This is a genomic window from Wenzhouxiangella indolica, assembly GCF_042310355.1.
Taxonomy (GTDB): domain Bacteria; phylum Pseudomonadota; class Gammaproteobacteria; order Xanthomonadales; family Wenzhouxiangellaceae; genus Wenzhouxiangella.
This window is the reverse complement of sequence record NZ_JBHJMR010000001.1, coordinates 449,516-474,317: the sequence shown is the minus strand read 5'-3', so window position 1 is coordinate 474,317 and position 24,802 is coordinate 449,516. Positions and strand designations below refer to the sequence as shown.

Annotated in this window: 23 protein-coding genes; 14 read left to right on the top strand and 9 right to left on the bottom strand. The window is 63.6% G+C overall.

The genetic code is table 11. The features are described from left to right. Window positions 1-148 precede the first annotated feature (148 nt). On the top strand, window positions 149-1,489 hold the full coding sequence (locus tag ACDC67_RS02250; RefSeq protein ID WP_376690230.1) for an HNH endonuclease signature motif containing protein: 1,341 nt from the start codon (window positions 149-151) through the stop codon (window positions 1,487-1,489). Window positions 1,490-1,752: 263 nt separating this feature from the next. After that, entirely contained in the window at window positions 1,753-2,058 is a 306-nt protein-coding gene (locus tag ACDC67_RS02245) for a HigA family addiction module antitoxin (protein ID WP_459117365.1), read from the top strand. 41 nt (window positions 2,059-2,099) lie between these two features. On the opposite strand, the gene ACDC67_RS02240 is transcribed toward ACDC67_RS02245, so the two are convergent. Continuing rightward, entirely contained in the window at window positions 2,100-2,801 is a 702-nt protein-coding gene (locus ACDC67_RS02240) for an SIMPL domain-containing protein (RefSeq protein WP_376690228.1), read from the bottom strand. 147 nt (window positions 2,802-2,948) lie between these two features. After that, window positions 2,949-4,811, bottom strand: coding sequence for a DUF4253 domain-containing protein (locus tag ACDC67_RS02235; protein ID WP_376690226.1), 1,863 nt, complete (start codon window positions 4,809-4,811; stop codon window positions 2,949-2,951). A gap of 133 nt (window positions 4,812-4,944) precedes the next feature. On the opposite strand from ACDC67_RS02235, the gene ACDC67_RS02230 reads away from it, so the two are divergent. From ACDC67_RS02230 to ACDC67_RS02220, 3 genes are read left to right on the top strand one after another with little or no spacing between them, the layout of a single operon-like run. Continuing rightward, window positions 4,945-5,697 (top strand): hypothetical protein, encoded by a 753-nt coding sequence (locus ACDC67_RS02230; protein ID WP_376690224.1) that lies wholly within the window; start codon window positions 4,945-4,947, stop codon window positions 5,695-5,697. Then, the gene (locus tag ACDC67_RS02225) at window positions 5,688-6,197 is read left to right on the top strand and encodes an RNA polymerase sigma factor (protein WP_376690222.1); all 510 of its coding nucleotides are present in this window, start codon (window positions 5,688-5,690) and stop codon (window positions 6,195-6,197) included. Before ACDC67_RS02230 ends, ACDC67_RS02225 begins: the two co-directional genes overlap by 10 nt. Beyond that, on the top strand, window positions 6,187-6,765 hold the full coding sequence (locus tag ACDC67_RS02220; RefSeq protein ID WP_376690221.1) for a hypothetical protein: 579 nt from the start codon (window positions 6,187-6,189) through the stop codon (window positions 6,763-6,765). The genes ACDC67_RS02225 and ACDC67_RS02220 overlap by 11 nt, the downstream gene beginning before the upstream one ends. Before the next feature lie 47 nt (window positions 6,766-6,812). Here ACDC67_RS02220 and ACDC67_RS02215 read toward each other — a convergent pair whose 3' ends face one another. The 3 genes from ACDC67_RS02215 to cfa form a co-directional block, all read right to left on the bottom strand. Next, window positions 6,813-7,871 carry a lipase family protein gene (locus tag ACDC67_RS02215; RefSeq protein WP_376690219.1) on the bottom strand — a complete coding sequence of 353 codons (1,059 nt, stop codon included), beginning with the start codon at window positions 7,869-7,871 and terminating at the stop codon, window positions 6,813-6,815. A gap of 69 nt (window positions 7,872-7,940) precedes the next feature. Then, complete coding sequence (locus ACDC67_RS02210) at window positions 7,941-9,278, bottom strand: FAD-binding protein (RefSeq protein ID WP_376690217.1); 1,338 nt, start codon at window positions 9,276-9,278, stop codon at window positions 7,941-7,943. A gap of 3 nt (window positions 9,279-9,281) precedes the next feature. After that, window positions 9,282-10,412 (bottom strand): cyclopropane fatty acyl phospholipid synthase, encoded by a 1,131-nt coding sequence (gene cfa / locus ACDC67_RS02205; RefSeq protein WP_376690215.1) that lies wholly within the window; start codon window positions 10,410-10,412, stop codon window positions 9,282-9,284. Between the two features lie 193 nt (window positions 10,413-10,605). Here cfa and ACDC67_RS02200 point away from each other — a divergent pair, with 193 nt between their 5' ends. Beyond that, a complete protein-coding gene (locus tag ACDC67_RS02200) occupies window positions 10,606-11,481 on the top strand; it encodes a mechanosensitive ion channel domain-containing protein (protein ID WP_376690213.1) in 876 nt (291 codons plus the stop codon). 11 nt (window positions 11,482-11,492) lie between these two features. On the opposite strand, the gene ACDC67_RS02195 is transcribed toward ACDC67_RS02200, so the two are convergent. Then, window positions 11,493-12,377: a universal stress protein gene (locus ACDC67_RS02195; RefSeq protein WP_376690211.1), complete on the bottom strand. Its 885-nt coding sequence runs from the start codon at window positions 12,375-12,377 to the stop codon at window positions 11,493-11,495. Between the two features lie 10 nt (window positions 12,378-12,387). Then, window positions 12,388-13,869, bottom strand: coding sequence for a SulP family inorganic anion transporter (locus tag ACDC67_RS02190; RefSeq protein WP_376690209.1), 1,482 nt, complete (start codon window positions 13,867-13,869; stop codon window positions 12,388-12,390). A 202-nt stretch (window positions 13,870-14,071) separates the two neighbouring features. On the opposite strand from ACDC67_RS02190, the gene ACDC67_RS02185 reads away from it, so the two are divergent. From ACDC67_RS02185 to ACDC67_RS02155, 7 genes are all read left to right on the top strand, one after another. Next, window positions 14,072-14,776, top strand: a complete 705-nt coding sequence (locus tag ACDC67_RS02185; RefSeq protein WP_376690208.1) for a response regulator — start codon at window positions 14,072-14,074, stop codon at window positions 14,774-14,776. Further along, the gene (locus ACDC67_RS02180; RefSeq protein ID WP_376690206.1) at window positions 14,773-16,128 is read left to right on the top strand and encodes a sensor histidine kinase; all 1,356 of its coding nucleotides are present in this window, start codon (window positions 14,773-14,775) and stop codon (window positions 16,126-16,128) included. The genes ACDC67_RS02185 and ACDC67_RS02180 overlap by 4 nt, the downstream gene beginning before the upstream one ends. Before the next feature lie 124 nt (window positions 16,129-16,252). Next, window positions 16,253-16,810, top strand: coding sequence for a hypothetical protein (locus tag ACDC67_RS02175; protein WP_376690204.1), 558 nt, complete (start codon window positions 16,253-16,255; stop codon window positions 16,808-16,810). A 123-nt stretch (window positions 16,811-16,933) separates the two neighbouring features. Next, on the top strand, window positions 16,934-17,791 hold the full coding sequence (locus ACDC67_RS02170) for a pilin (protein WP_376690202.1): 858 nt from the start codon (window positions 16,934-16,936) through the stop codon (window positions 17,789-17,791). A gap of 103 nt (window positions 17,792-17,894) precedes the next feature. Beyond that, window positions 17,895-18,050, top strand: coding sequence for a hypothetical protein (locus tag ACDC67_RS02165; RefSeq protein ID WP_376690201.1), 156 nt, complete (start codon window positions 17,895-17,897; stop codon window positions 18,048-18,050). A 65-nt stretch (window positions 18,051-18,115) separates the two neighbouring features. Further along, window positions 18,116-19,090, top strand: coding sequence for an NADPH:quinone oxidoreductase family protein (locus ACDC67_RS02160; protein WP_376690199.1), 975 nt, complete (start codon window positions 18,116-18,118; stop codon window positions 19,088-19,090). 65 nt (window positions 19,091-19,155) lie between these two features. Beyond that, window positions 19,156-19,518 carry a SecDF P1 head subdomain-containing protein gene (locus ACDC67_RS02155; RefSeq protein WP_376690198.1) on the top strand — a complete coding sequence of 121 codons (363 nt, stop codon included), beginning with the start codon at window positions 19,156-19,158 and terminating at the stop codon, window positions 19,516-19,518. 104 nt (window positions 19,519-19,622) lie between these two features. Here ACDC67_RS02155 and ACDC67_RS02150 read toward each other — a convergent pair whose 3' ends face one another. After that, complete coding sequence (locus ACDC67_RS02150; protein WP_376690197.1) at window positions 19,623-22,010, bottom strand: WD40/YVTN/BNR-like repeat-containing protein; 2,388 nt, start codon at window positions 22,008-22,010, stop codon at window positions 19,623-19,625. 202 nt (window positions 22,011-22,212) lie between these two features. Here ACDC67_RS02150 and ACDC67_RS02145 point away from each other — a divergent pair, with 202 nt between their 5' ends. Next, window positions 22,213-24,039, top strand: coding sequence for a DUF885 domain-containing protein (locus ACDC67_RS02145; RefSeq protein WP_376690196.1), 1,827 nt, complete (start codon window positions 22,213-22,215; stop codon window positions 24,037-24,039). A gap of 10 nt (window positions 24,040-24,049) precedes the next feature. Here the strand turns inward: ACDC67_RS02145 and ACDC67_RS02140 are convergent, their stop codons facing one another. After that, complete coding sequence (locus ACDC67_RS02140; RefSeq protein WP_376690194.1) at window positions 24,050-24,745, bottom strand: alpha/beta fold hydrolase; 696 nt, start codon at window positions 24,743-24,745, stop codon at window positions 24,050-24,052. Window positions 24,746-24,802 lie beyond the last annotated feature (57 nt).

Genomic DNA, 24,802 nt, shown 5'->3' with positions numbered 1-24,802 from the left:
CGGCTGCGAAGGCTATTTCACCACACCACGTTGGCGCTGGCACGATTCGCAGCGTTTGCAGCAGACAGACGGGCCTCAATCCCATGATTTATTGAGATTTTGTCCGGATTACTGTATACTTGTATAGTATTCGAACGAGGGCAGAATCATGGCGTTGAGCACACCGATGACCCCCACCCTGCCGGCCGACGAAGTTCGCCGGCTCGAAGACCAGATCACCGAACTGGCCGCGCATATTCATGCCGCCAATTACCGCTTTCTGACGCTGATTCGGCGCTTTGACGAGACAGCCGGCTGGGCCGATCCCGGTATCCGTTCCTGTGCCCATTGGCTGAACTGGAAATGCGGCATTGGCCTGAACGCCGCGCGCGAGAAATTGCGGGTGGCGCATGCCCTGGGCGAGTTGCCGAAAATCAGTGCTTCTTTCTCCAAGGGTGAAATCAGCTACTCCAAGGCGCGGGCCATGACTCGGGTGGCCACGCCCGAGAACGAGGAATTCCTGCTGATGATTGCCCTCCACGGCACGGCCTCGCATTTGGAACGCGCGGTGCGCCAATTCCGGCGGGCCAGGCGCAATGAAGCGCTGGACGCCGAGAACGAGCGCCACGAGCGGCGCCGCGTGGTGTGGCATATGGACGAGGACGGCTGTTGGGTAATGCACGGTCGCTTCACGCCGGAACAGGGCGAGCGGATCCAGAAGGCCGTGGATGCGGCCATGGACGAGATTGCGCAGGAGCAGCAGGACGTTTCCGCGGAAACGTCGAGCGCACCCGATCCCAAGCGCCCGATGCCCTGCCCGGTCGAACAACGCCGCGCGGATGCGCTGGAGCGGCTGGCCGACGGTTTGCTTTCGGGAGACGGCGGCGCAGTCCATGGCGGCGACCGCTGCACGGTGCATGTGCATACCGACCTGGACACGCTGCGCGAGGACGGCTGCGGCGCCGAGTCGACGCTGGAGAATGGCGGAAACGTTTCAGCGGAAACGTCGCGGCGCTTGGGGTGTGATTGTGGGGTGGTGCCCTGGCGCGAATCGGCCGGCGGCAAGACACTCGATGTCGGGCGCAAGTCTCGCTCGATTCCGCCCGCCATCCGGCGCGCACTGCAGCGTCGGGACGAGGGTTGTCGCTTTCCCGGCTGTACGGCGCACAAGTACGTCGATGCGCATCATGTCGTGCACTGGGCCGATGGTGGGGAGACGAAGCTCGATAACCTGGTGACCTTGTGCCGGCACCATCATCGCGCCGTGCACGAAGGCGGTTTCGATGTGCGAATGGACCCGGGCGGGCAGCCCGTTTTTCTCGACCGCCGCGGTGAACGCATCCCGGAAGCCCCGCCGATGCGTTTCCGCGGAAACGTCTTTGCACTGATGACGCAGAACCGCCTTGCCGGCGTGGACGTTTCAGCGGAAACGTGTATTCCGGACTGGCACGGCGAGCGCATGGACGACGATCTGGTGGTCGAGAGCTTATACCAGTTGCGGCGCGGCTGAGCTGGAAGCGTCATTGCCGCAATCAGCGGATCGGATTCTTCTGACTGCAGCCCTCCGTCGACGTTTCAGCAGCCTCGTTCTTGCACTTATAACGTTTGACGTTATTAACGCACCACGTTAATATTTTGCCATGATCCGGTCATTCAAGTGCCGTGATACGGCCCGGTTGGCATCCGGATCAACGATCAGCCTCGTCTGTGCTTTCGATGGAGAGACGACGGTGCTGAAGATGTCGAGATCGTGGATTACCACCAGTGAGGCACATGATGGACAGAATCGAACCCGTCACTCCCGGAGAACTCCTGCTGGAAGAATTTCTCAAGCCCATGGGCATCAGCCAGTATCGCCTGGCCAAGGAGATTGATGTGCCGCCCCAGCGCATCGGCGAAATCGTGAAGGGGCGTCGAGCCGTCACGGCCGATACGGATCTGCGGCTGTGCCGATTCTTCGGCCTTTCCGACGGCTACTGGCTGCGGGCGCAGGCCGCGCACGACACGGAGACGGCTCGCGAAGCGCTTGCACCAACTCTGGCCCGAATTCAGCCGTGGCAGCAGGACCAGGCCGATTGAGCCGAAGTTCGATGGGCCCTTTAAGCAGTGTGTTCCCCGAACTACTGCAGGATGTACTCGATGGTCGTCACCACCCGCACCAGTTTGACTTCGGGCGTGGACGGGTCGCGTTCATTGATCGAGAAGAAGCCCTGGCGGGCCGAGCGGATGGCGCCGACGGCCGCGTCGGAATCGGCGGCGAACTGGGCGGCGGCTGCGCGTGCGTCGGCGGTGGCCTCGGCGATCATTTCGGGCTTGATCGATTCCAGGCCGGTGAACAGGAACTGCACGGACTGGCCCCAGTTGGGCGTGAGCACCACGCCCTGGCTGATCAGGTCGGCGGCTTCTTCCAGCGCCTTGCGCGTGGCCTCGACCCGGGTGGTGCGCAGGGTGATGCCGCGCTCGGCCATGTAGCGGTTTTCCGGGCGCTGGTCACCGTAGGCGTGAATCCATTGGTCGGTGATGCGCGGCGGGGTGCGGCTGATTTCCTCTTCGTCGAAGCCGCGCAGCTTTAGATAGGCAATCACCGCCTCGTCGGCCGCGTCCATCGCGTTGCGGATCTCGTCGAGCGTCGTCGCGGAGAGCTGGTACTGGATGGGCCAGATAGCCAGGTCGGCCTGCACCTCGCGCTCGGCCAGGCCCTTGACCTCGACAAAGCGATCGCTGATACGGAAGTCGCGGATGGCCGCGCCCATCACGACGGCCGCCACGATCAGGCCCAGGGACAGGAGAAGCGCGGAGATCCAGCTTTGCCGGTCTTGCATGACGGTTACCGTTGCGATTGATTAAGTTGGAGCAATGTAGCGCAGAAACCGGCCGCTGTCGCGCTCACGGTAAATGATGCGTTGCGTTTCAGCGGAAACATGCACCTGCGGCGGACCGGTCTGACAACCGCAGCTCCATCGAGTCAATCAGGGCCGCTCATGCAGGAACCAGGTGTCGCTGGCCATCAGCGCCAGCGCATGCTCGAGAAGCGACACGCCCGGCAGCGCCGTGGTGCAGGGCGCGACCAGCTCCTGCTCCCATGCCAGGCGCAATGCCTCGGCTATGCTCGCAGGGCGGGTGCTGACCTGGAACTGCAGCATGGTGCCGTAGTGACAAACCAGTTCCGCGCCGTAGCGTTCATGCCACTTTCTGAGCATGGCAATGACGACTTCCGTGCCAATGGATTCGGCGCCGAACCATTGCAGGTATGCCGGCGCATCACAGGGGTTCGCGGTGGGCAACAGCACGATGGCAAGCGTGTCATTGTCCTGGGGCTGGAACCAGTCGATGTGGGCGGTTTCCACCTGGAGTTCACAACCCTGCGCCAGCAGCCATTGATGCAGGTACTGATTCATGGCCATGCGAGCTGTGGGGGCCCTGGTATCGATCTGCGCCAACACCTCGGCCTGATCGGGCGCCTTTCCATACACTGACTCGATCTGCTCGAGTTCGAACTCGAGAATCTCTTCAATGGGCTCTTCGTTGAGTTCGGCCATTTCCACGAGAGACTGGTCGATATCAACGTGGCTCGCACCGGCAATCAGGGCCGCGGGACTCAGACCGTGGCGGACGCCGTCATACACCTCGGACTGATAGGGTTCGCGCATGAAAAGGTCGGCACTCCGGATGGCTTCCTCCCAGCCATCTCCGCCCTGACCCCAGCCGATCGTCACGATTGGCCAGCGCCCGGTTTGCTCGACCATGCCGCGCAAGGCTTTCCAGTCGTCGATCAGTGTCGACGCGCTGGTCCGAATGGCAATGGCCGCTTGATCAGAGTCCGGGATGTCCAGCAGACAGGTCTCGGCGCGTCCCATCGAACCGCCTTCGATGAGCTTCCGAAATGCGTCGAGACCGACAACATCGTGTGCTGGCTCAGGAACCGGCTCCGGTGCCGGTTTGGCGACGGATTGTCTGGCGGCGAATGCCGCAAGATAAGTGGCCACGGCCTCGTCATCCAGTTCCAGGTGGTCGCGCAGCGCACCTGATCCGAGCAGCCGGAATAGCGGTGGCCAGGTCACCAACTGCAGGAGATCACCCAGATCGTCATCGGTCATGAGAATCCTCAGCTGCTCGAGCGCAAGCTCGGACTGGTCTTCCGACAGGGCCAGGATCATCGCGGCGGTGAAGCAACGTTGCGCCATGTAGTCCAGACCATGGGGAAACCGGTTGAAGCAACGCGCCAGAACATCGACCAGCTTTCGGGTCGAGTAGTTTCGACTTGCTTCGGCCACGCGCAGATCGGGGCCGGCTGAATCATCAGCGGCAAGCGCAAATCCCAGCCCGCCCAACAGATCGCGGCCGTTACGGTTCAGCGCGGTACGCAGCCGGTCCTTCAGGACGATATCGAGCTCGGCGGAGAATTGCCCGTAGTCCTTGTAGATCCCGTCTTCCAGTTCCATCCGCTCGACTTTCGCAAAATACGCCTCGCTCCAGTCGTGGCCGGCCTCCCCATTCTGGATTCGATCGCTCGTAACCATGAAATCCAGGCAGTCTTCAAGATCGGCTTCGAACTCGGCCTTCAGCTGCGCGAATTGCCTGGCGGGCTCGTCGGCGAAACCGGGGAAATCGGATCGGTTGGCCCAGCAAAAGATCGAGTGCACCCAGGCAAGATGCCCTGCCAGATCGTTGTGCGCATCGAGCGCCCAGGGGCCGGGGCCGACCATCTGATCGGTCACCTGCATGGCCTCGCTGAAGTAACCGCAGAGAAACAGGCGCTTGGAATTTTCCAGTGCCTCTCGTGCGGCCTTTCGAACGCTGTTGTCGTGCAGGTAGCGGATCGTAAGTGACATTCGATGAGTCCCGGGGCATCTTTTTGGCAGGTGCCGGCATTGTAGTCCGGAAGTCACGAGAGATCCGTGTCAGGTTTGCTTCGATCGGGCTGTCTATGGAAACCAAGACAAACAACAACCATTGGAAGCGCCCATGAATATTGCCAAGACAATCTCCCGGCCCTTGACCACCGGCACCGACCAGCACGGCATTGCAACGTTTCTCGATTGGCTGGCAAACGGGTGGCGGCTGTTTCTTGTCGCACCGCTGAGACTGTTCGCTGTGATGGTGCTTCTATTCGCCGTCGAGATCCTGGTTCAGGCCGGCATCCCGTCGATGGGCGTGCCTGCCTCCAAGTGGGTGCTGGGCATGCTCACCGGCGTCATCTGGCTGGCGCTCGACCAGCTCGATACCGGCGGGCGGCTGCAGCTGACTCGTGCTGCGGGTCGCATCGGCGGCAAGTGGGCGGCGCTGGCCGGGCTGGCGCTGCTATCGCTCCTGGTCTACTTCCTGCAAGTTGGCGTCGCCTGCCTGATCCTGGGCCCCGAAGCAGTCGACCTGCTGGTGTTTTCCAACCCGGCGCCTGATCTGTCGCTGAGCGCGTTCGAGATGGGGCTGATATTCTCGGCCGGAATTCCGCTCTCGACCCTGCTGATGTTCGCGACCCCGCTACTGCTGATCCAACGACCGCCTCCCGGGCGGGCAGTCATGACAAGCATCCGTCTGGTCGTGCGACACGTCGTGCCGATGGGCCTGCTGGCGCTGCTGACCATGGCCGTTGTCTTCCTGGCGCCGGCGACCTTCCTGTTGAGCGCGCTGCTGACCGGACCCTGGCTGCTGTGTGTCGGCCTGGTGGCTTTCCGCAGCATCGCTCAGCCACTCGCCGAGGACGGAGCGTGGCGCTGAGCGATTCCGATGCCCGGCTCGAACAATTGCTGCATGAGTTCGGCCCCATGCTTTCGCGTGTAGCCATGAGCTACGAGGCGGATGCGGCGCTTCGCGAGGACCTGCTTCAGGAGATCGTGTTCTCGATCTGGAAGGCGCTGCCCTCGTTCCGCGGACAGGCCAGCCTGAAGACCTTCGTCGCCCGCGTGGCGCACAATCGCGCGATCGATCACGTGATGCATCGCCAGCGAATACTGGATCGCCATGCTTCCGCCGAGGATCCCGCCGAGCTGTCTGGACCCGCCGCTCAATCGCTGCCCGACAAGCTCGACCTTGCCGCCGCCATTCGACGCTTGCCGCTGAACTATCGCCAGTGCGTGGAGCTGATGCTCGAGGGTTTCAGCCATGCCGAGATCGGGGAAACGCTGGGGCTTGAAGAGAACGCTGTCACTCAACGCCTCAGCCGGGGGCGTCGGCAATTGAAGGAACTGCTTGCAAAGGATGCTGCCCATGAACACTGATCACGAACTCGAACAATGGCGGCAGGAATGGCAGCGGGAGTCGGCTTCCACGCTGGACGTCGAAGCCCTGCTGTCCGATACGCACCGGCGCAATCGCCGCGAAAAGGTCGTTACCGCGTTCGAGGCGACCTTCAACCTGATCGTGATCGCGGCCTGCCTGGCCGTGGCGACGTTCCAGGACCTGCATGCAATCGAGCGGATGCTCGTCGTCGCGCTGGCAGGCCTGACCGGGTGGTTCTCCTGGTGGGTCTATCGACTGCGCCGGAGCAACTGGCTGGCTTCTCCAGCCGATGCGACAGCGCTGCTGGCCCTGGAGCGTCGCCGTCAGCTGAACCGGCTTCGCTACTGGCGCGTCAGCTTGTGGTTGGTTGCAGGGCTGTTCGCTGCAGTCCTGGTTGTAGCCGCCGTGAGTCACTACTCGGGCGCTGAAGATGCCGAGCACTGGCTCAATACCTCGCTGGCCTTGGTGGCCGTTGTCATCGTCACGGGCTTGCTCTCCGTAGCGATCCGCAAGCGGGCCCAGCGCCGACTCGAACATCTGGATGCACTGGATTCACGGTCAAGGTAAACCCATGCAACGTGTATCCCAGCCTGGGACGGGGAGCGGATTGAGCGTCAGAGACCTGGGCAGATTGAATTTCCTCCCGACCCCATCATGTAGCCACCGGCACAAAGCCCGGCCGGTTGGCCGCACTTGCAACCGATGCAGTGGGCCGCTCCGATGCGGGTCAAGCCGCTTTCGGTCAAGCTGACCGAGCGCTCGTCCCGGGCGGCCTGAACCACTTCTTCCTGATCGCCGATACCGAAGAGCGCTCCCAGGATCTGCGCAAAGCGCCAATAGGGGTCAGCCTGGTCGTCGCCCTGCCCTACGACCTTGCCCTCCCAGGTAACGTACTGCAGTTCGCCCAGCGATTCGTAGTGCCACTGTGACGCATAGTCCAGTGCCTTGCAGATCGAGGGGAACCAGCGACAGAACTCCGCTTGCCAGGATGCCGGCATGAGTTCATGGAACAGCTCGTAGAAGGCATCGGTCGGCGGCAGGAAAGGCACGAGGTCGAGGTAGTTTTCGAATCGGGCTACCTTGATGGCGGACGGATAGCCTTTGACGAAATCGCTGTCACCCAGATGCGGTGAGGCGAAGGTGATCACTTGTTCGATCGGCATGTCGTCTGTGAGACAGAGCCTCGCGGCGCCAAGGCTGGCCAGCGGTCCGCCCTTGCTGTGCCCGGTGACCAGCAGCGGCGCGGACGGGTGAGCGGCGCGCAGGCCCCGGACGGCGGCCAGGACATCGCTCCAGAGCGTGTCGAGGGCGGCGAGAAACCCCGAGTGAACCTTGCCGGGCAGCGGCGCGGCCGACACCGGCTCCGAGTCGACGATGTCCTGCCACCAGTCCTCGAGGCTGGCCACGGTCCAGGCCGGCGGAAGCGTTCCGCGAAACGCCAGGACAATACCGTCGCCGTTGCGGCCCACCAGGCAGGCGTTGACACGCGGGCCGTCGGGCTGGCCGGCTTCGGGGGCGGAGATGGGTTCGGGGGTGCCAATCCACCCGACTCCCGCTTCGTAGATATTCGGCGGCGCGTAGTGGCCGTCATTCGAACTGATGCCGTAAGCGCAGTTGCATGCGCAGGCAAGACGCGACGCCAGTGTCGGAGCGACTGATGCTTTGTCATTCATGGGATTGTCCCTCTGCTTCGAGCCAACCCTTCCCGCAAACATCCTAACGCGCAATCGCGAGCGGCGCACTCAGCGGCCTTTTACCGCCTTTTCATACAGGCCCGGGAAGCGCCCCCCGGGATCGCACTCCCGTTTGAGGGATTGGTAGGTTTCTCGATCTATCTCCGACCAGAAGGTTGCTTCATCGTAGGTGCTGCGCGAGTAGAAGCTCTTCTTGCCACCGTGTTTGGCGACCAGTTCTTCGACCAGTGCGTTGTAGTGGCCGTCCGGTTCGTTCGAACGGACCATGTCCCAGAACCCGAAGTTGATGTAGGGCGTGTCGGTGCGCAGCTCGAACAAGGAGAAGCGGCCGTCGGGGACGACGAAGGGGCAGATCCAGACCGGGCGGATGCCGATGTGTTGTTCGAAGTCGGCGAGGAAGGCCGCGGCATTGTCGATGGGAATGTCCACGTCCTGGATGACCGACTCGGTGCGTGGCCTCACGTACTGGAGCATGCTCAGGGGCCAGTGGTGGCTGGCGCGCATGATCTTCTGGTATGTGATGCTGTTCAGGCGCTTGCGGCCCATGATGAAACGCAGGGGTCTGAAGTTCATGCCGAGGTTCTTGCTGCACCAGAACCAGTCGGTGTCCCAGCGCCACAGGTAATCGTGGATAGTGAGGTAGTCCTCGCGCCTGGTTCGCAGGCTTTGCCAGTACTGCTGCATCCAGGTGTAGTCGCTCGGTGTCGTGTCCGCGGGCAGCGAATCCACGAAGCCGGCGCGCGTGAGCACGAACTCGCCGGGCGCGAAATAGACGCCGTCGAGATAGTCGCAGGTCGGTTCTGCGCATTCTTCGGCTATTTCGGCGAACAATTTGTGCGGATCGCTGAACCGGGTGTGCTCCAGGCGAACGTACTTACCGACCGGAATGAGCCCCACGCGAAGTCGGGTGGTGTAGCCGAGGCTGCCGTAGGAGTTGGGGAAGCCGAAGAACAGTTCCGGGCGTTCGTCCGGTGAACAGGTCAGCACGCGGCCGTCGGCGACGAGCACGTCCATGTCCCGGACGGTGTGATGCACCAGCCCGTAGCGGAACGCGCTCGACTCGATGCCCAGGCCGGTCATCGCGCCGCCGACGGTGATGCTCTTCAGTTCCGGAACGATGGCGGGCGCGAAGCCGTGCGGCAGGGTCGCTTCGACCAGGTCGGCGTAGGGCGTCATGCCCTCGACTTCTGCCACGCCGGCATCGGCATCGATTTCGATGACATGGTTGAGCGAGGCGACGTCGAGTTCGGTGCGCCCGGCATCCTCGCGCGGACGGAACAGGTTGCTGGTGCGTTTGCGAAGCCGTACGGGGCCGTCGGAGTCGGTGAGCGCGGCCGCCAGTGACTCGACACGCCGCCGGTGTGCCTGCCAGTTCGCAGCACTCATGATTCAGCGAACTGGCACGTAGCGGGGCACGTCGCCGTGACTGAACACCATCTGCCACAGGTTCATGCCGCGCGCCCGGAAGCCGCCGGCCGACATGTTCAGGTAATAGCGCCACATGCGGTAGAAACGCTCGTCGAGGCCCTCGGACGTTTTCAGCTCCGGCCAGGCATCGAGAAAGTTCGCCTCCCAGGCCATCAGCGTGCGGTCGTAGTCCGGGCCGAAGTTGTGCCAGTCCTCGAGCACCAGCAAGTCTTCCTTGGCGCGCGTGATTTGCGCCTCGGACGGAATCACGCCGCCAGGGAAGATGTAGCGGGTAATCCAGGGATCGGCGGCGGTGCGGCTGGCGTTGCCGCCAATGGTATGAACCAGGGCCAGGCCGCCCGTTTTCAGGCGCGACTTGATGAGCTCGAAGAACCCCCGGTAGTTCCTTGGCCCGACGTGCTCCATCAGGCCGATGCTCACCACCCGGTCGAATTCATCCGCCGCCGTTCCGGCATCGCGGTAATCCTGTTGCCGGATATCGACGGGCAGGCCCTGGCAGATCTTGCGCGCGTACTCGACCTGGCGTCGGGAAATGTTGTAGCTGACCACCTCGCAGCCGTGCTCGGCCGCCAGGTAGCGCGCCAGCTCGCCGAACCCGCCGCCGAGTTCGAGCACGCGCATTCCGGGTTCGAGGTGCAGCTTGCCGGCAATCAGCGCCAGCTTGGCGCGCTGGGCCTGGTCGAGGGTCCTGTCCTCACCCTCGGGGCCGTAGTAGGCGCAGGTGTACTGCATGGTGGGCCCGAGCATGGCCTCGTAGAGGCGGTTGGACAGGTCGTAGTGCTGTTCGGCCACCTGGCGCGAGCGTCGGCGGTTCTGACGGTTGCCGATCTTGCTCAGCAGCACCTGCAAAAGGGTTGAAGGCGCGCGGATTTCGCGATCGAGTCGCGCGCGCTGGACGCGGGTGAAGAATTCGTCGAGCTTGTCGACATCCCACCAGCCGTCCATGTAGGCCTCGCCGGCGCCCAGGGAACCCTCGGCCATGACGCGGTCGAACAGCCGCTCATCACGGACCTGCACGTCCCAGGGGCGCTCGCCATCGATCTCGATGTCGGCAGCGCGCAGTAATGCGACGACTTTCTCTTTTGCTGACACGATTGAACTCGCCGTGAAGTTCGAATGGGGCTGAACCTTTCCGTTCGGGGCGCCGCCGGTATCCCCGGCCGACGGGGCCGAAGAAAGCTTAGTCCTGCAGCTGCACTCCGGTCAAGCCACGGCGCGCGAACCGCTCCTGCTGCTATCCTCTGCAGTCCGCTTGATTTCAGGAAATGCTCCAGAGGGCGTAGTGATGGAATGGCTGCCGAGCTTCTCGATACCCGACTCAGCCTTCAGCCTGGTCGTCAGCACGGTCATCCTGCTCGCTTCCGTGCTGTTGACGCGCGCCCTGACGGCGCGCTTTATCCGCCGGAGGGTCGCCGCACCCGAACTCCGGCGCAAGTGGCTGGTCAACTCGCGCAACGGCCTGTTGCTCCTCCTGCTGCTGGGGCTGGTCCTGATCTGGGGCAACGAACTGCGCACCCTGGCGCTGTCGATCGTTGCGATTGCAGTCGCCTTCGTGGTTGCGACCAAGGAACTCATCCTGTGCTTGAGCGGATCACTGCTGAAGAGCGGCTCGAGCGCTTTCAACCTGGGCGACCGTATCCAGGTCAAGGACTTCCGCGGCGACGTCATCGACCAGAACCTGCTGGCGACGACCATCATGGAGGTGGGTCCTGGCAAGTCCATGCACCAGCGCACGGGACGGATGATCGTCATTCCGAACGCGCTTTTCGTGTCCAAGCCGATCGTCAACGAGAGCTTTACCGAGAATTATGGCTTTCACGTCTTCACCGTTCCGTTCCGCCGGGAAGACGATTGGCAAAGTGCCCGTCAGGCTTTCCTCGAGGCGGCCAAACGACAATGCGAGCCGTTCATCAGCCTGGCGCGGCAGCACATGGGCCGCGCCGGCGAAATGCGGGGGCTGGGAATTCCGCCCGTGGAACCGCGGGTCACGCTCCACGTGCCGAGTGCGACGGAAGTTCACCTGGTCATCCGCCTTCCGGTTCCTGCCGGACAACGGAGCACGGTGGAACAGGCGATACTCGACGAGGTGTTGCCCGGAACCGGCTTGCCCGCCGCCGTGGGGAAGAAGTCCGGCGAGCAGGAGATCGAGCGGCCGGAATAAGCCGGACGCGCTCAGCGCAGCAGCAGGACGGGAATCATGCAGCTTCGCAGCACCGATGTCGTCGTGCTGCCGACGATCAGGTGCCGGATGCGCGAGTGGCCGTAGGCGCCCATGACCAGCAGGTCGATATCGAGCTGTCCGACCTGGTCGATGATGACCTGTTCGGCATCGCCGGGCTGAACGACAGTCCGGGGTTCGAAGCCCGCCGCCTCCAGCTCCTGCCGCGCCCGGCCCAGGCTCTCGCGAAGCTTGTCGTCTTCGCTGCCGGCGACGATCAGGTGACACGCCAGGCCCTTGAGCAGCGGGCTCATGCAGACCATTTCGACACATTTGCGGGTTGTGGCGCTGCCGTCGAAGGCGATGGCGAAACGCTCGATCGGGCGAAACTTGCGCGAGGTCACCAGCAAGGGCCGGTTGACGCCGCGAACGGTGCGCTCGAGATTGGCGCCCAGGTGGCCCTTGTTGAAATCGACCGACTCGCCGCGCTTGCCGATGACGAACAGGCGGACATCGTCCTCCAACTCCGTGGCCGTTTCGACGAGCGAACCGTGCCGCTGCAGGGCTTCGGGCTCGATCGCTCCGGCCGAGACGGCACGCTTCGTGGCCCGCTCGAGCAGCGAGCGGCCCTGTCGCATGGCCGCGCGCGAGCGCTGGGCGTCGAGCTCGGCGAGCTCCTCGAGCAGCGCGGATTGCGTGTCGATACCGATATTGCCGCTGTAGTCAGCCGTGGGGGAGTGGGCCGTCTCACGGTCGAGCACGTGCAGGCACACGAGCGCTGCATCCAGCCGCTTCGAGGCCCAGGCTGCGTGATCGATCACCGAGTCGGCGTAGATCGAGGCATCCACGCAGGCCATGATCCTGCCGTCGGCGGGAATGGTGTAGGCGGTCTTGCTCATCGCGTGCTCCTCAGTGTCCCAGCAGTTTCTCGGCGTCGGGCTTGTCGTGGACGCCCAGGCGATCCACGAGGGTACGACTGGCTTCATCCATGCCGACGAGTTCCACCTCGACCCCTTCACGACGGAATTTCAGTATGACCCGATCCAGCGCGCCGACGGCGCTCAGGTCCCAGAGATGGGCGCCCGTGACGTCGATTCGGACACGCTCGATCACCTCGCGAAAGTCGAAGGCGGCGAGAAATTCACCCGCCGAGGCGAAGAAGACCTGACCGGTGACGGTGTAGCGCCGCGTCCGGCCTTCGTCCTCCAGGTGCTTTCCGACGACGAGCACCTGGCTGACCTTGCGCGCGAACCCCAGGGCCGAGAGCAGCACGCCGGTGAGAACGCCCTTGGCCAGGTCGTGGGTGAACACGGTGACCACGACGGTACCGATCATCACCAGGCTCGAGGTCTTGGGGTGATGCTTCAGGTTGGCGATCGACTGCCAGCTGAAGGTGCCGACGGAAACCATGATCATCACCGCCACCAGGGCGGCCATCGGAATCATGCCGACATAGTCGCCCAGGAAGACGATCATCAGCAGCAGGAACACGCCGGCGGCCAGGCTCGACAGGCGTCCCCTGCCGCCGGACTTCACGTTGATCACCGACTGCCCAATCATGGCGCAGCCGGCCATGCCGCCGAACAAGCCCGACACCACGTTGGCGATGCCCTGCCCCTTTGCTTCGCGGTGCTTGTTGCTGGGCGTATCAGTCAGATCGTCGACGATCTGCGCGGTCAGGAATGATTCGAGCAGGCCCACGACCATCAGGGTGAGCGAGACCGGCAGGATGATCATCAGGGTCTCGAAGGTCCAGGGGATGTTCGGCAACAGGAAGGTCGGCAGGGCGTCGGGCAGCTCGCCCTTGTCGCCAACGGTGGGCAGCTGGATACCGAACACCACCGCGAGGACGGTCAGCAGCACGATGGCGATCAGCGGCGACGGCACGGCGCGGGTGATCAGCGGCAGGCCGTAGATGATGACCAGGCCGAGGACGACCATCGGGTAGACGGCCGTCGGCACGCCGATGAGCTCGGGGATCTGGGCCAGGAAAATGAGAATGGCCAGGGCATTGACGAAGCCGGTGACGACCGAGCGCGAGACGAAGCGCATCAGGTCGGCCAGCTTGAGGTAGCCGGCAAGGATCTGCAGCAGGCCGGTGAGAATGGTCGCCGCGAGCAGGTACTCCAGCCCGTGCTCGCGCACCAGTGTCACCATCAGCAGCGCCATCGCGCCGGTGGCCGCGGAGATCATGCCCGGGCGGCCGCCGGTGAAGGCAATCGTCACGGCAATGCAGAACGAGGCATACAGGCCGACGCGCGGATCGAGACCTGCGATCAGCGAGAACGCGATGGCCTCGGGAATCAGCGCCAGCGCGACCACCAGGCCGGCGAGCACGTCGCCGCGCAGGTTGGAGAACCAGTCGCGGCGGATGGCGTACAGAGCATTCATGGACAGCAAAACCTTGTCGGCCCGGGCGGCGATGCCCGGCCTGGCGGAAACCCGGAGGTCGAATCGGAGGGATGGCGCGGCCGGATGAGCCGAAACCCACCCAGGATGGACCGCAATTGAAGCGGCGCGCATTGTACCCCGCTTCGCGGTTCTTGACAGTTCTAAACGGACAAGTTCGGTGCGAACGCGCTACATTGGGGGCATGACTCAGCCCAGGGTTCTGATCGTCGACGACGATGTCGAGCTTTGCGCCATGCTCGAGGAGTTTCTCGGTGGCGAAAGCATGGCGGTCGACTGCGTTCACGACGGCGAAAGCGGCCGCGAGCGTGCACTGGCCGACGCCGCGTTGGACGCCGTCGTGCTCGACGTGATGATGCCCGGCGCCAACGGCTTCGACGTGCTGCGCGAGATCAGGCGCCACAGCAACGTGCCGGTGATCATGCTGACCGCGCGCGGCGACGACACCGACCGGATCGTCGGCCTCGAGCTTGGCGCCGACGACTACCTGCCCAAGCCCTTCAACCCGCGCGAGCTGGCGGCACGCCTGCGCGCGGTCTGGCGACGCGGAGAACCGGTTTCGGGCCAGGCCGCCGGGCGGTCGGTCCAGGTCGGGCGGCTGCAGCTCGATACCGGCAACCGGCGCGCCCGCAGCGCGACCGGCGAGATCGCCCTGACCGGTGCGGAGTTCGGGCTGCTCGAGCTGCTGGCCGAAGCGCCCGGCGAGGTCCGCTCCAGGGATGCGCTGTCGAAGCACGCGCTCGGGCGCGATGCCCAGCCCTTCGACCGCAGCGTGGACACGCACGTCAGCCGCCTTCGACAAAAGCTCGAGGCGGCCGACGCCGGCGTGACCATCCGCAACATCCGCGGGCGCGGCTACTGCCTCACACCCGAAGAGCCGGGCGCATGAAGCGGCTGTCGATCCGCATTTTCCTGGCCTTCTGGGCGGTGATCGTGCTCAGCCTGGTCGCCGTGGTGCTCATCAACACCCAGATCCATCGCTACCAGCGCGGTGAAGAGCTCGAGCGCGAAGCGTTCATCGAGGAGCGCGTCGTCGAACCGGCGCAGTCGGCCCTGGCTCGCCACGGCGAACGCAGCTTGCGGCACTGGCTGATGCGCACCCGGGCGCGCTCGCGCGCGCTCGAGCTCCACATCGTCGACCGCGACGGCGAGGAGATCCTGGACAACCGCCTGCCGCGTTCCAGCCGCTCGCTGGTCGCGGCCTGGCGCGACGGCGAGACGCCCGACACGGAGACCTCGTCTCGCCGCTGGACGCGCGTACTGGAAGCCCCGGGCGGGCGCGAGTACCTGCTGATCATGACGCGCCCACCCCGGCCCTTCCTGTTCCGGCTGTTCGGCCCCTTCGGCCCGCTCGGGCTGCTGGCGGTCGCGATCGTCATGAGCGGGCTGATCAGCTTCGGCCTGGCGCGTTATATCGCCGGCCCCCTGCAGCGCATGCGCGAGGCCGGCGGCGCGCTGGGCGGTGGCGACCTGGCCGCCCGGCTGCCGCCGCGCCTCACCCGCCGCGGCGACGAAATCGGCGGGCTGGCGCGCGACTTCAATCGCATGGCCGAGCAGCTGTCGGGCATGATCCAGGGGCAGCGCCAGCTTCTGCGCGATGTCTCGCACGAGCTGCGCTCGCCGCTGGCGCGCATCCAGGTCGCACTCTCGCTGGCTGAGCGCGAGCACGATCCGCGCCACCTCGACCGCATCCGGCTCGAGAGCGAGCGGCTCGACGCCCTGGTGGGCGAAATCCTTGCCTACGCCAGGCTGCAGCACGCCGATCCGCTGGAAAGTGCCGATTTCGACCTGGTCGACTGTCTCACCGAAATCGTCGCCGACGCGCGCCTCGAAGGCCGCTCGCGCCGGATCGCTGTCGCGCTCGAAGCACCGCAAGCGCTCGAAGTCCACGGCGACGAGTCCATGCTCGCCCGGGCGATCGAGAACGTCGTTCGCAATGCCGTCCGCCACTCGCGGGAAGGGACCACCGTGACCGTCCGGCTCGAGGCAGGGAGCGACGACACCCGGCTGACCGTGGCCGACCAGGGCCCCGGCGTTGCACCCGAAGAACTCGAACGCATCTTCGAGCCCTTCGTGCGCCTGAGCCCCGGACGCAGCGAATCCGGCGCCGGCGGGGGCATCGGGCTGGCCATCGCCCGCGCCGCCGTGGAACGGCATGGCGGCCGCATATCGGCGCGCAACGCCGCGACGGGCGGGTTGGAAGTCAAGCTGACGCTGCCGCTGTCGAACCGCAGTGCCTGAACGGGACACTTCTTGACACTTCGAGCGATGACTTGACCCAACTTGTCGGAGCGAACTCGCACACTGGAATCGTGGATGATCGAGGTCGGTCACCGCCCTAACCCAAACCATCAAGGAGTGTGCAATGAAACATTTCCGACTGACGACTACCATCGCCGCCCTGACGCTTGCCGGCGTCTCGTCGATCGCCCTCGCCCGGGGCCCGGTCGATCACCTGGCCGAAAGGCTGGACCTCGACGAACAGCAGACGGCGACCCTGACCGTCCTGTTCGATGAGTATCGCGACCACGTGGCCAAGGAAATCGATTGGCGCGACGCCGACGGCAAGCCCGATCCCGAAGCCCGGCAGCAGGTTCGCAACGCACGCGAAGCCCTGGACCGGGAAATCCTTGCCGTCCTGGACGCCGAGCAGGCCGAGGCCTATACCCGAATGCGGGAAGAGCGAAAAGGACAGCGCGGCGGGAAACGTCACGGCCCCGGACATGGCCGCGTGCTGGGTCAGCTCGACCTGAGCGAGGCGCAGGAGGAAGCGTTGCGTACGCTGATCGCCGAGCGCAAGGCCAGGCACATGCAGGACCGCGCGCGCTTTCGCGATGACCTGGAGTCGATCCTGAGCGACGAGCAGCTGGCCCAATGGTCGGCCATGCGCGAGAATCGGCGCGGCAAGCACCGCGATCGATAAACGGACTGGCCTCCCGCCGATCCACCGGGTCGGCGGGAAGGCTCGCTTCCCTCCGGAGGCAGCCACGAACGGACTGTCGTATCCTGCGGCTACTTTCACCATACGCTCGAGGCCGACAGAGTGATGCCAGACCGTCCCGCTTTCCGAACCGCAGCCACCCTGACCGTTGTTTCACTACTGGCCGTGAGCCTGGCGACTGCCAGCCCCGATCGCGTCCGCTCGCGCGCTGCCGGCTTCGTGCAGTCGATTGCCGTCGGGAACTGCGACATTGCCGCTTCGCTGGTCGAGTGGCCACTGAAGTTCGAAGACGAATCGATCGAGCTCGACGGCTGGCAAGCAAGCTGCGAGCGCCTGCGCACACGGCTGATTACCGCGCGTATCGACGCGGTCTTTCAGGCCGACGAACTCACTTCCACGATGCCGCCGCGCCAGCTCGAGCGCGACGAGGTCTACTTCGTCGATCTCGTCACGGCACAACGCCCGGGCCGCGATCAGGAGGCCACCGGCATGAATCTCGCCTTCGAGTGCAGCGAGGCCGACTGTCGCCTGCTCGCCATTCACGAGCGCCTGCTCCATCACCGCCAGTATCTTCAGCGCGAGCGCGATGGGGACGCACAAGGCGCCCGGCCCGAACTCGAACGCGCCATGCGCGCGGCCCGGCTCGCCGGGGTTGTCCAGAACATGGCGCCGTTGAAGCTCATGCTCACCGAGCACTACCAGGTCAACGGCGAGTGGCCCGAATCGGTCGAGGAGCTCGGGCTCGAGCCGGACCGGCTGCATGCACGGGGGATCGAGAAGATCGAACTCCTGCCCGGCGGCGGCATTCGCGCGCATCTTTCAGCCGACTTCGGCAACGGCCGGACCCTCGATCTGGTGCCGGCCGAGCAGATGGACGGCCTGTCGACGCGCTGGAACTGCCGCACGAACCTGCCCGGTGAACTGACCGCTTCCGTGGGGGGCTTGAACTGTCGCAGTCGGTAGGCTGGTGACGGAGAATTTCTTCCCGGCCGGTCGAATGAACGCCTCGAACCGGGGTCTTAGACAAGGACCCCGATTTGCGTCATCTTGACGAAAACGGGTCGAAATGGAGACCGACATGACCAAGGGCAGAGACACGCAGGCGAAGGAAGGCAAGAAGAAGCCGGCCAAATCCCTGAAAGAGAAGCGAGCCGACAAGGCGGCCAAGAAAGACGGCACCTACAAGCCCACGGCAGGAATCGAGAAGTTGCGGGGCCATTGACCGGCCTGGACGCGGTCGCAGTCGCTCGTGGACAATAGGCCCGTTTCCACATAGCCGAGTAATCCATGCGTGCCATCCTGATCAGCGAGTTCGGTGACCCGTCAGGCATTCGCGTCAGCGAGATCGATACACCGGCAGCGCCGGGAAGCAAGGAAGTGCGACTCGACGTCGGGGGTGTCGGCGTCGGGTACTTCGACGGTCTGCTCATTCGCGGCGATTACCAGATCCGCCCCGACTTGCCCTTCGTGCCCGGCTCTTCCCTGGCCGGCACGGTCGAGTCGGTCGGCGACGGCGTCACCCACCTCAAGCCCGGCGATACGGTCGCCGCATTTGCGCCGCACGGCGGCATGGCCGAGCGGATCGTGCTGCCGGCCAGCTCCTGCGCACCGCTGCCGCCGGGGATCGAGCCGGTCGACGCCGCCAACTTCTTCATCTCCTGGGCGACCAGCCTTTACGGCCTGCGCGAGATCGGGCGGGTCGCCGAAGGCGAGACCGTCCTGGTACTGGGGGCTTCGGGCAGCACCGGAACAACCGCGATCGAATGCGCGAAGGCGCTGGGCGCGAAAGTGATTGCCTGCGCCTCCAGTGAGGAAAAGCGTCAGCACTGCCTCGACCACGGCGCGGGCAGCGTCGTCGACTACACGAGTGAGGGCTGGCGCGACGAGGTCAAGGCAATCACCGACAAACGCGGCGTCGATGCGGTCTACGACCCGGTCGGCGGCGAGATGTCCGAGGCGGCGCTGCGCCTGATGGCGCCGGGCGGGCGTTTCCTGGTGGTGGGCTTCGTTACCGGCATCGCGAAGATTCCCATGAACCTGACGCTGCTCAAGCGCTGCGCCATCCACGGCGTCAACTGGGGCGGCACCGTCATGGCCGACCCGAGCGTGGTGCCGCCGGTGATCAAGACCCTGGCCGAGTGGGCAATCAAGGGCAGCATCGATACGGCCCCGACCCGCAGGTACAAGCTGGAAGAAGCTGGCGACGCCTTTGCCGACCTGTTCGGCCGGCGATCGAGCGGCAGCCTGGTCGTAACACCCTGAATGACTTGAGAATACGCGCCCGGGCCCCCAGAAATTCCTCTACACACCAATCAGTAGAGGGAGCCATGCGAACCGTAATCGCCATCCTGTTTGCCCTGTTCATCATCCCGGCCGCGGCCGAAACCGGACTGCCCGCGCCGTGCAGCACGGACTTCAACGTTCATGCCTACGTCGACGGCCAGCCCGACGGCGAGGCGTTGGTCGATGCGAGCGGTGTCCGCGGCGTCTCCCGCCGGGCCGAAGACAGCGAGCGCCTGATGATTGCGCTCACCGAGCCGGCCGCTGCAAGCATGGAAGCGTTCACCAGCGAAAACATCGGCGAACAACTCGTCGTGGTCTGCGACGGCGAGTCCGTTTGGCGTGCGCGCATCAATGCCGCCTTCGGCGATCGTTTCGAGATCAGGATTCCCGGGCCCTCGGCTCGCTGATAAGGCATCCGGCCTCTGGCGCACGTGGCACACGCTTGCTCGTGCGCTGAATCTCCAAACTCGCGTGCGGCATGGTCCTGACAGGTCGATGAGACCCGAGTTGTCTACTGGCTCTGGCCGCGTTCAGACCGGAAGACGCCGCCGAATCCTCCCACGTAGAGGACGGAATTCTTGCCACTGCCGCTCAACTCCAATCGCTTCGCTCCCGAGATCTTCTCGATCTCTCCATGCGGGAGCCAGGACGTCCCGCCGTCCGTCGTTCGATATACATTGGGAGTTGACGTCACGTAGACGACATCAGGATCGGAGGGATCAACCTCAATCGCTTGAATTTGAGACGCAGATGGAATGCCGTCATTGGCCTCGAACCAGCTTTCGCCGGAGTCGACCGACTTGAAGACGACGGAGGGATACCAGATCGTTTCGGGACCGTCATCGCCGATGCCAGAGTAGTAGGCTTCTTCAGCGATTGCGTAGAGAGTATTCGGATCAGATTCGGAGATTGCCAATGCGTTGATATCCCAGTGCCCTTCCGACTCCTCTCCCCCCATCATCGGAATACCGTTACTCTTCAATTCCCAGGTCGCCCCACCGTCAATGGACTTGAAAACGCCGTTCTCCGGATAGTTGGTCTCCGAGCTAATCACTTCTCTAAAAGCGTAAGTGCCTGCATAGAGCGTGCTTGAATCAGTCGGGTCAATCACGATATCCCTGACTTGCACTACACCTTCGAATGGACATGAGACAGGGAGGCCCGAGTCTGCAGAATCCCAGCTCTCACCGGCATCGAGAGACTTGTAGATTCGATGACCGAGCAGGCTGCACCCAGACGCGTCTTCTTCCGATAGTGCATTACCGGCAACGTATACCACCTCCGCGAAACCCGACTCGTTGCGCGGGCCGTTGTGATCAATCACAACAGCGTGCCTTTCCGGGTCGGGTGGAAGCGTAAAGGCGCCGCCTCTCTCAGCATGTGCGGGGATCACTTCGACCCCCACCCCCGATTCGGACCAGCTACTTCCCCCGTCCTCCGATTTGAAGACTCCGCTATGGTCGACCCACTCGCCGCCGAGAACGACGGAAGCCCGGCCAACGGCGTACAGATGTGATGATGCCAGCTCGGCCGATGGCCCTGAGTCCACGGCAATTCCCTGAACTCCCGGCAAATTCAACCCGTGTGACTTCACTTCCCAGCTTTGACCTGCATCCTCACTGGACCAGAATAAATCGGAGGCCGCACTTGGTGTCCCCATGCCTGCGGCAAGAACGACATCGGGATTCTCGGGATGGCTGGCAACGGCTTGGATCTCTGTTGCCTTGATCCCCTGTGAGACTCGAGTCCAGCTTTGGCCACCATCCATGGTCTCAAAAAGTCCGGCATAGACAGATCCAACATACAATGCATCTTCATCAACTGGATCCGTCGCGATAGAGAATGGCATGACGGTTCGATCCGGCTGCTGCTCAAGGATCAGATTCTGAGAAATCAGGCTACAGCTTTCGAAATCAGAGCTGATGTAGTAAACACCTTGGTCGCTTGCCGCGTAGAAACCTCCACTTTGCGCTTCTGACAGAGAGTAAATCCGCTGGTCTTCGAGATTCTCTACCGGGCAATCAATGAGCAACTCCGACCAGCTTTCGCCGGCATCCAGACTCTTTAGCGCCCCCGCCCGGAAGTAGGACCCTATTGATACTACCACTCCGTCTCCTAGCGAAAGAAATTGCTGGGAGCTAAGGTAAAGCCCCGCCAAGTTCCAAGTTATCCCGCCATCGCTGGAGAGATGAAATCGTGATATGCCATCCTGTCTGCTGGATGCAACAATGCGCTCACGATCATCCTGCAATAACGCGAAGGATTCGATACTTGGCAGGTAGTCCGAGTTGAGCTGGCCCCAGGTCAACCCACCATCCGACGATTGGAGGATTCCCTCCCCCTCCGTATCGGCCACCTTAATCGACTGGCTATCATTCGGATCAATGTCAATTGTCACCCCGCCGTAGTCCGTGTCGGACAACTCAATATCCAGTTCTTCCCACGTCTCGCCGCCGTTTTCACTCTTGTACAGTTCAGGCCGCATGGCGGCATAAACGATGTCCGAGTCTGTGGGATCCACTGCAAGGTCCTGGATGCGCCTTCGGGGAAGGTCTCCAGCAACACGTTGCCAGGTCGCAGCCGAATCAGTCGATTTAAACAAGCCGTTCCGGGTTCCAAGGTACAAGGTCGAAGGAGCAGTTGGCGCAACCTCAACCTCGTCAACACGGCCGCCAAACGGCCCGTACGAGCGCCAGAGGACAGGGGGTGCCTCAAAACGGTCGGTGAAAATCAAGCTCTCGCCAACCCTTTCTCCCCCGGCTTCTGCCTCCATGTTTACATGAGCCCTGAGAGCCGGACTCTTGGCAACCACAGGAACGAAGCAAGAAATGGAGCTTAGCAGAAGGAATAAAACTGGCATCGCCAGCGACCGAAACCCACGAAATGTCTCTTCTTTCAATGCACTACACCCGACTGGCAATCTGTTGATGAATACGAGTCTACTTGCCGACAGCGCATCAGTCGAGTCGACAATGCCTTTTCAAGGACTCGACGGTCTCATGGGCCGCCTCTGCAAAGCGTGACTTCTGGCTCATGACCTACAGGCGTGCGTGTCGTATCCTTCCCGGTCGAAAGAAACCTGACCGGAACGACCAACGACCATGAAGAAATTTCTGAAATGGGGCGCCGTCAGCCTCGCTGTTCTGATGCTGGCCGGCGGCCTGCTGTTCGCCAATTTCTGGTATTTCAAGCCGCTGTCGATCGACTGGTTCTACACGCGAGCCTTTCTGAAGTTCAGCCTGCAGCAACCGGAAATGCTGACTTCGCTGCGGATCCTGGACCAGTTCGGAATTCGCGGCCACAACGCCGAGCTGGGTGACTCGTCGCCGCAAGCCGCCGAGGACATGCTGGCCTACTGGCGCGACGAGCACGAGGTGTTCAAGCGCTATGACCGCGCCGACTACGAGGGCCAGGACCTGCTGTCCTACGATGTGTTCGACTTTTTCATGTCGAACCAGCTGGCCGAAGCCGACCGCTGGCGCTTCCACAACTTCCCGGTCAACCAGATGTTCGGCGTGCAGAGCAACCTGCCCGACTTCATGGTGCAGCAGCACGTGGTCGAGGACGAGCTGGGTGCCGAACATTACATCGCGCGCCTGAACCAGTTCGACGAGAAGTTCGACGGCGTTCTGGAAGGTTTGCGGGTGCGCGAAGAGCGCGGCATCCTGCCGCCCTCGTTTGCCGTGACCAAGGTCATCGACCAGGTCGAAGGCTTTCTCGAAAGCGCGCCGCGGGATCATCTACTGGTCACCAATCTGGACGAGAAACTCGCCGATATCGACGAGTCCGAGCTCGGTGAGCAGCGGCGCGACGAACTGCGCTCGCAGGCCGTCGAAGCGGTCGAGCAATCGGTCTACCCGGCCTACGAAAACCTCCTGGCCTACCTGCGCGAACTGCAGCCGAAGGCCACGAGCAACGGCGGCGTCTGGCGGCTGCCCGACGGCGACGAATTCTACCGGCAGGCCATCAAACAGCACACGACCACCGAGATGAGCGCCGACGAAATTCATCAGATCGGCCTGAGCGAAGTCGAGCGCATCGGCCGTGAGATGGACGCCATCCTGCTCGACGAAGGGCTCACGGAAGGCACCATCGGCGAGCGCGTGCAGAAGCTTTCCGAGCGCCCGGACCAGCTCTACCCCGACACGGATGAAGGCCGCGAGCAGATCCTGGCCGACTACCAGGCGATCATCGACGAGATCGATCCGGCCATGGACGAGTACTTCAACCTGCGCCCCGATACCGGCGTCGAGGTCAAGCGCGTACCGGAGTTTTCCGAGGAAACCTCAGCCGGCGCCTACTACCAGCGGCCGTCGCTGGACGGCGAGCGCCCCGGCGTGTTCTTCGCCAACCTGCGCGACGTCTCCGAGGTGCCGAAGTTCAGCATGCGCACTTTGGCGTATCACGAGGGCATCCCCGGCCACCACTTCCAGATCGCCATCACCCAGGAGCTCGACGGCATTCCGATGTTTCGTCGCATCATCCCCTTCACGGCCTATTCCGAGGGATGGGCCCTGTACACCGAGCAACTGGCCTGGGAGATCGGCTTCCAGGACGACCCGCTCGACAACCTGGGCCGCCTCCAGGCCGAAATGTTCCGCGCCGTCCGACTGGTGGTCGACACCGGCCTGCACCACAAGCGCTGGAACCGCGAGGAAGCCATCGATTACATGCTCGAACACACCGGCATGGGCCAGAAGGACGTCACCGCCGAAATCGAGCGCTACCTGGTCATGCCCGGCCAGGCGCTGTCGTACAAGGTGGGCATGATGAGGATTCTCGAACTGCGCGAGCGCGCCCGCCGCGAACTGGGCGATGACTTCAGTCTTCCCGAGTTCCACGACCAGATCCTGGGCCACGGCGCGCTACCGCTGACACTTCTCGAACAGGTCGTCGACGACTGGATCGAGCGCAAGCGCAGCGCCTGACGGCGCCGCCTCAGTCGATCAGGTCGACCTGGAACGACGCGGTGTAGGCCTGCAGGCCGAAGTGACCGTAGGGGAAGCTGTAGGTCGCGTCCTCTCCGCTGATGCGCGAGCTGTGTCTGCCACCAACCGTGCAGGTCCCGGTGGCACAAACGACCTGGTCCGTCCAGGACTTGATCGAGTAGACCCGGCTACCCAGCGTCTTGCCGTCGAGCCAGTCGAGGAAGGGACTGCTGACCGACAGCCCCCAGTAGCCGCAGGTGCTGCTCCAGACGTTCCAGGGGTAGGTGCCGCAAGTCCACAGGCCGCGAAAGGCGCCGGCCACGCCGACAAAACTGTCAACCTGACCCGCAAGGCCGTAGTCGGCGATCTGCTTGGCTGCCAGGGTCGCTCCCATGGAATGCCCGATGACGTCGATCTGGCCGCTGCAGGAGACCGCCAGCGCTTCGACCAGGGCGTCGACCACCGGGTCTTCCTCGCTGCCGCTGTGGTTGTTGCAGGCCGCGCAGGACTTGCTGCCCCAGTCGGGCCGCTGGATTTCCGCGGCGCTGTAGCCGGCGTCGAGAAGCTCGCTGTAGGTGTTGTCCCAGTCCGACGGCGAACCGGTATTGCCGTGCACGAGGACGACCGCATCGTTGCAGGCCCAGGCCTGTACTCCGGCAAGCATCACGATCGCGAAAGCGGTGCATCGAATCACTGTATGCATCATTGTCTCCCTCTCGTTCTTTCGATGGCACTTGCAGCATGGCCCCGGCATGCAGGCGCG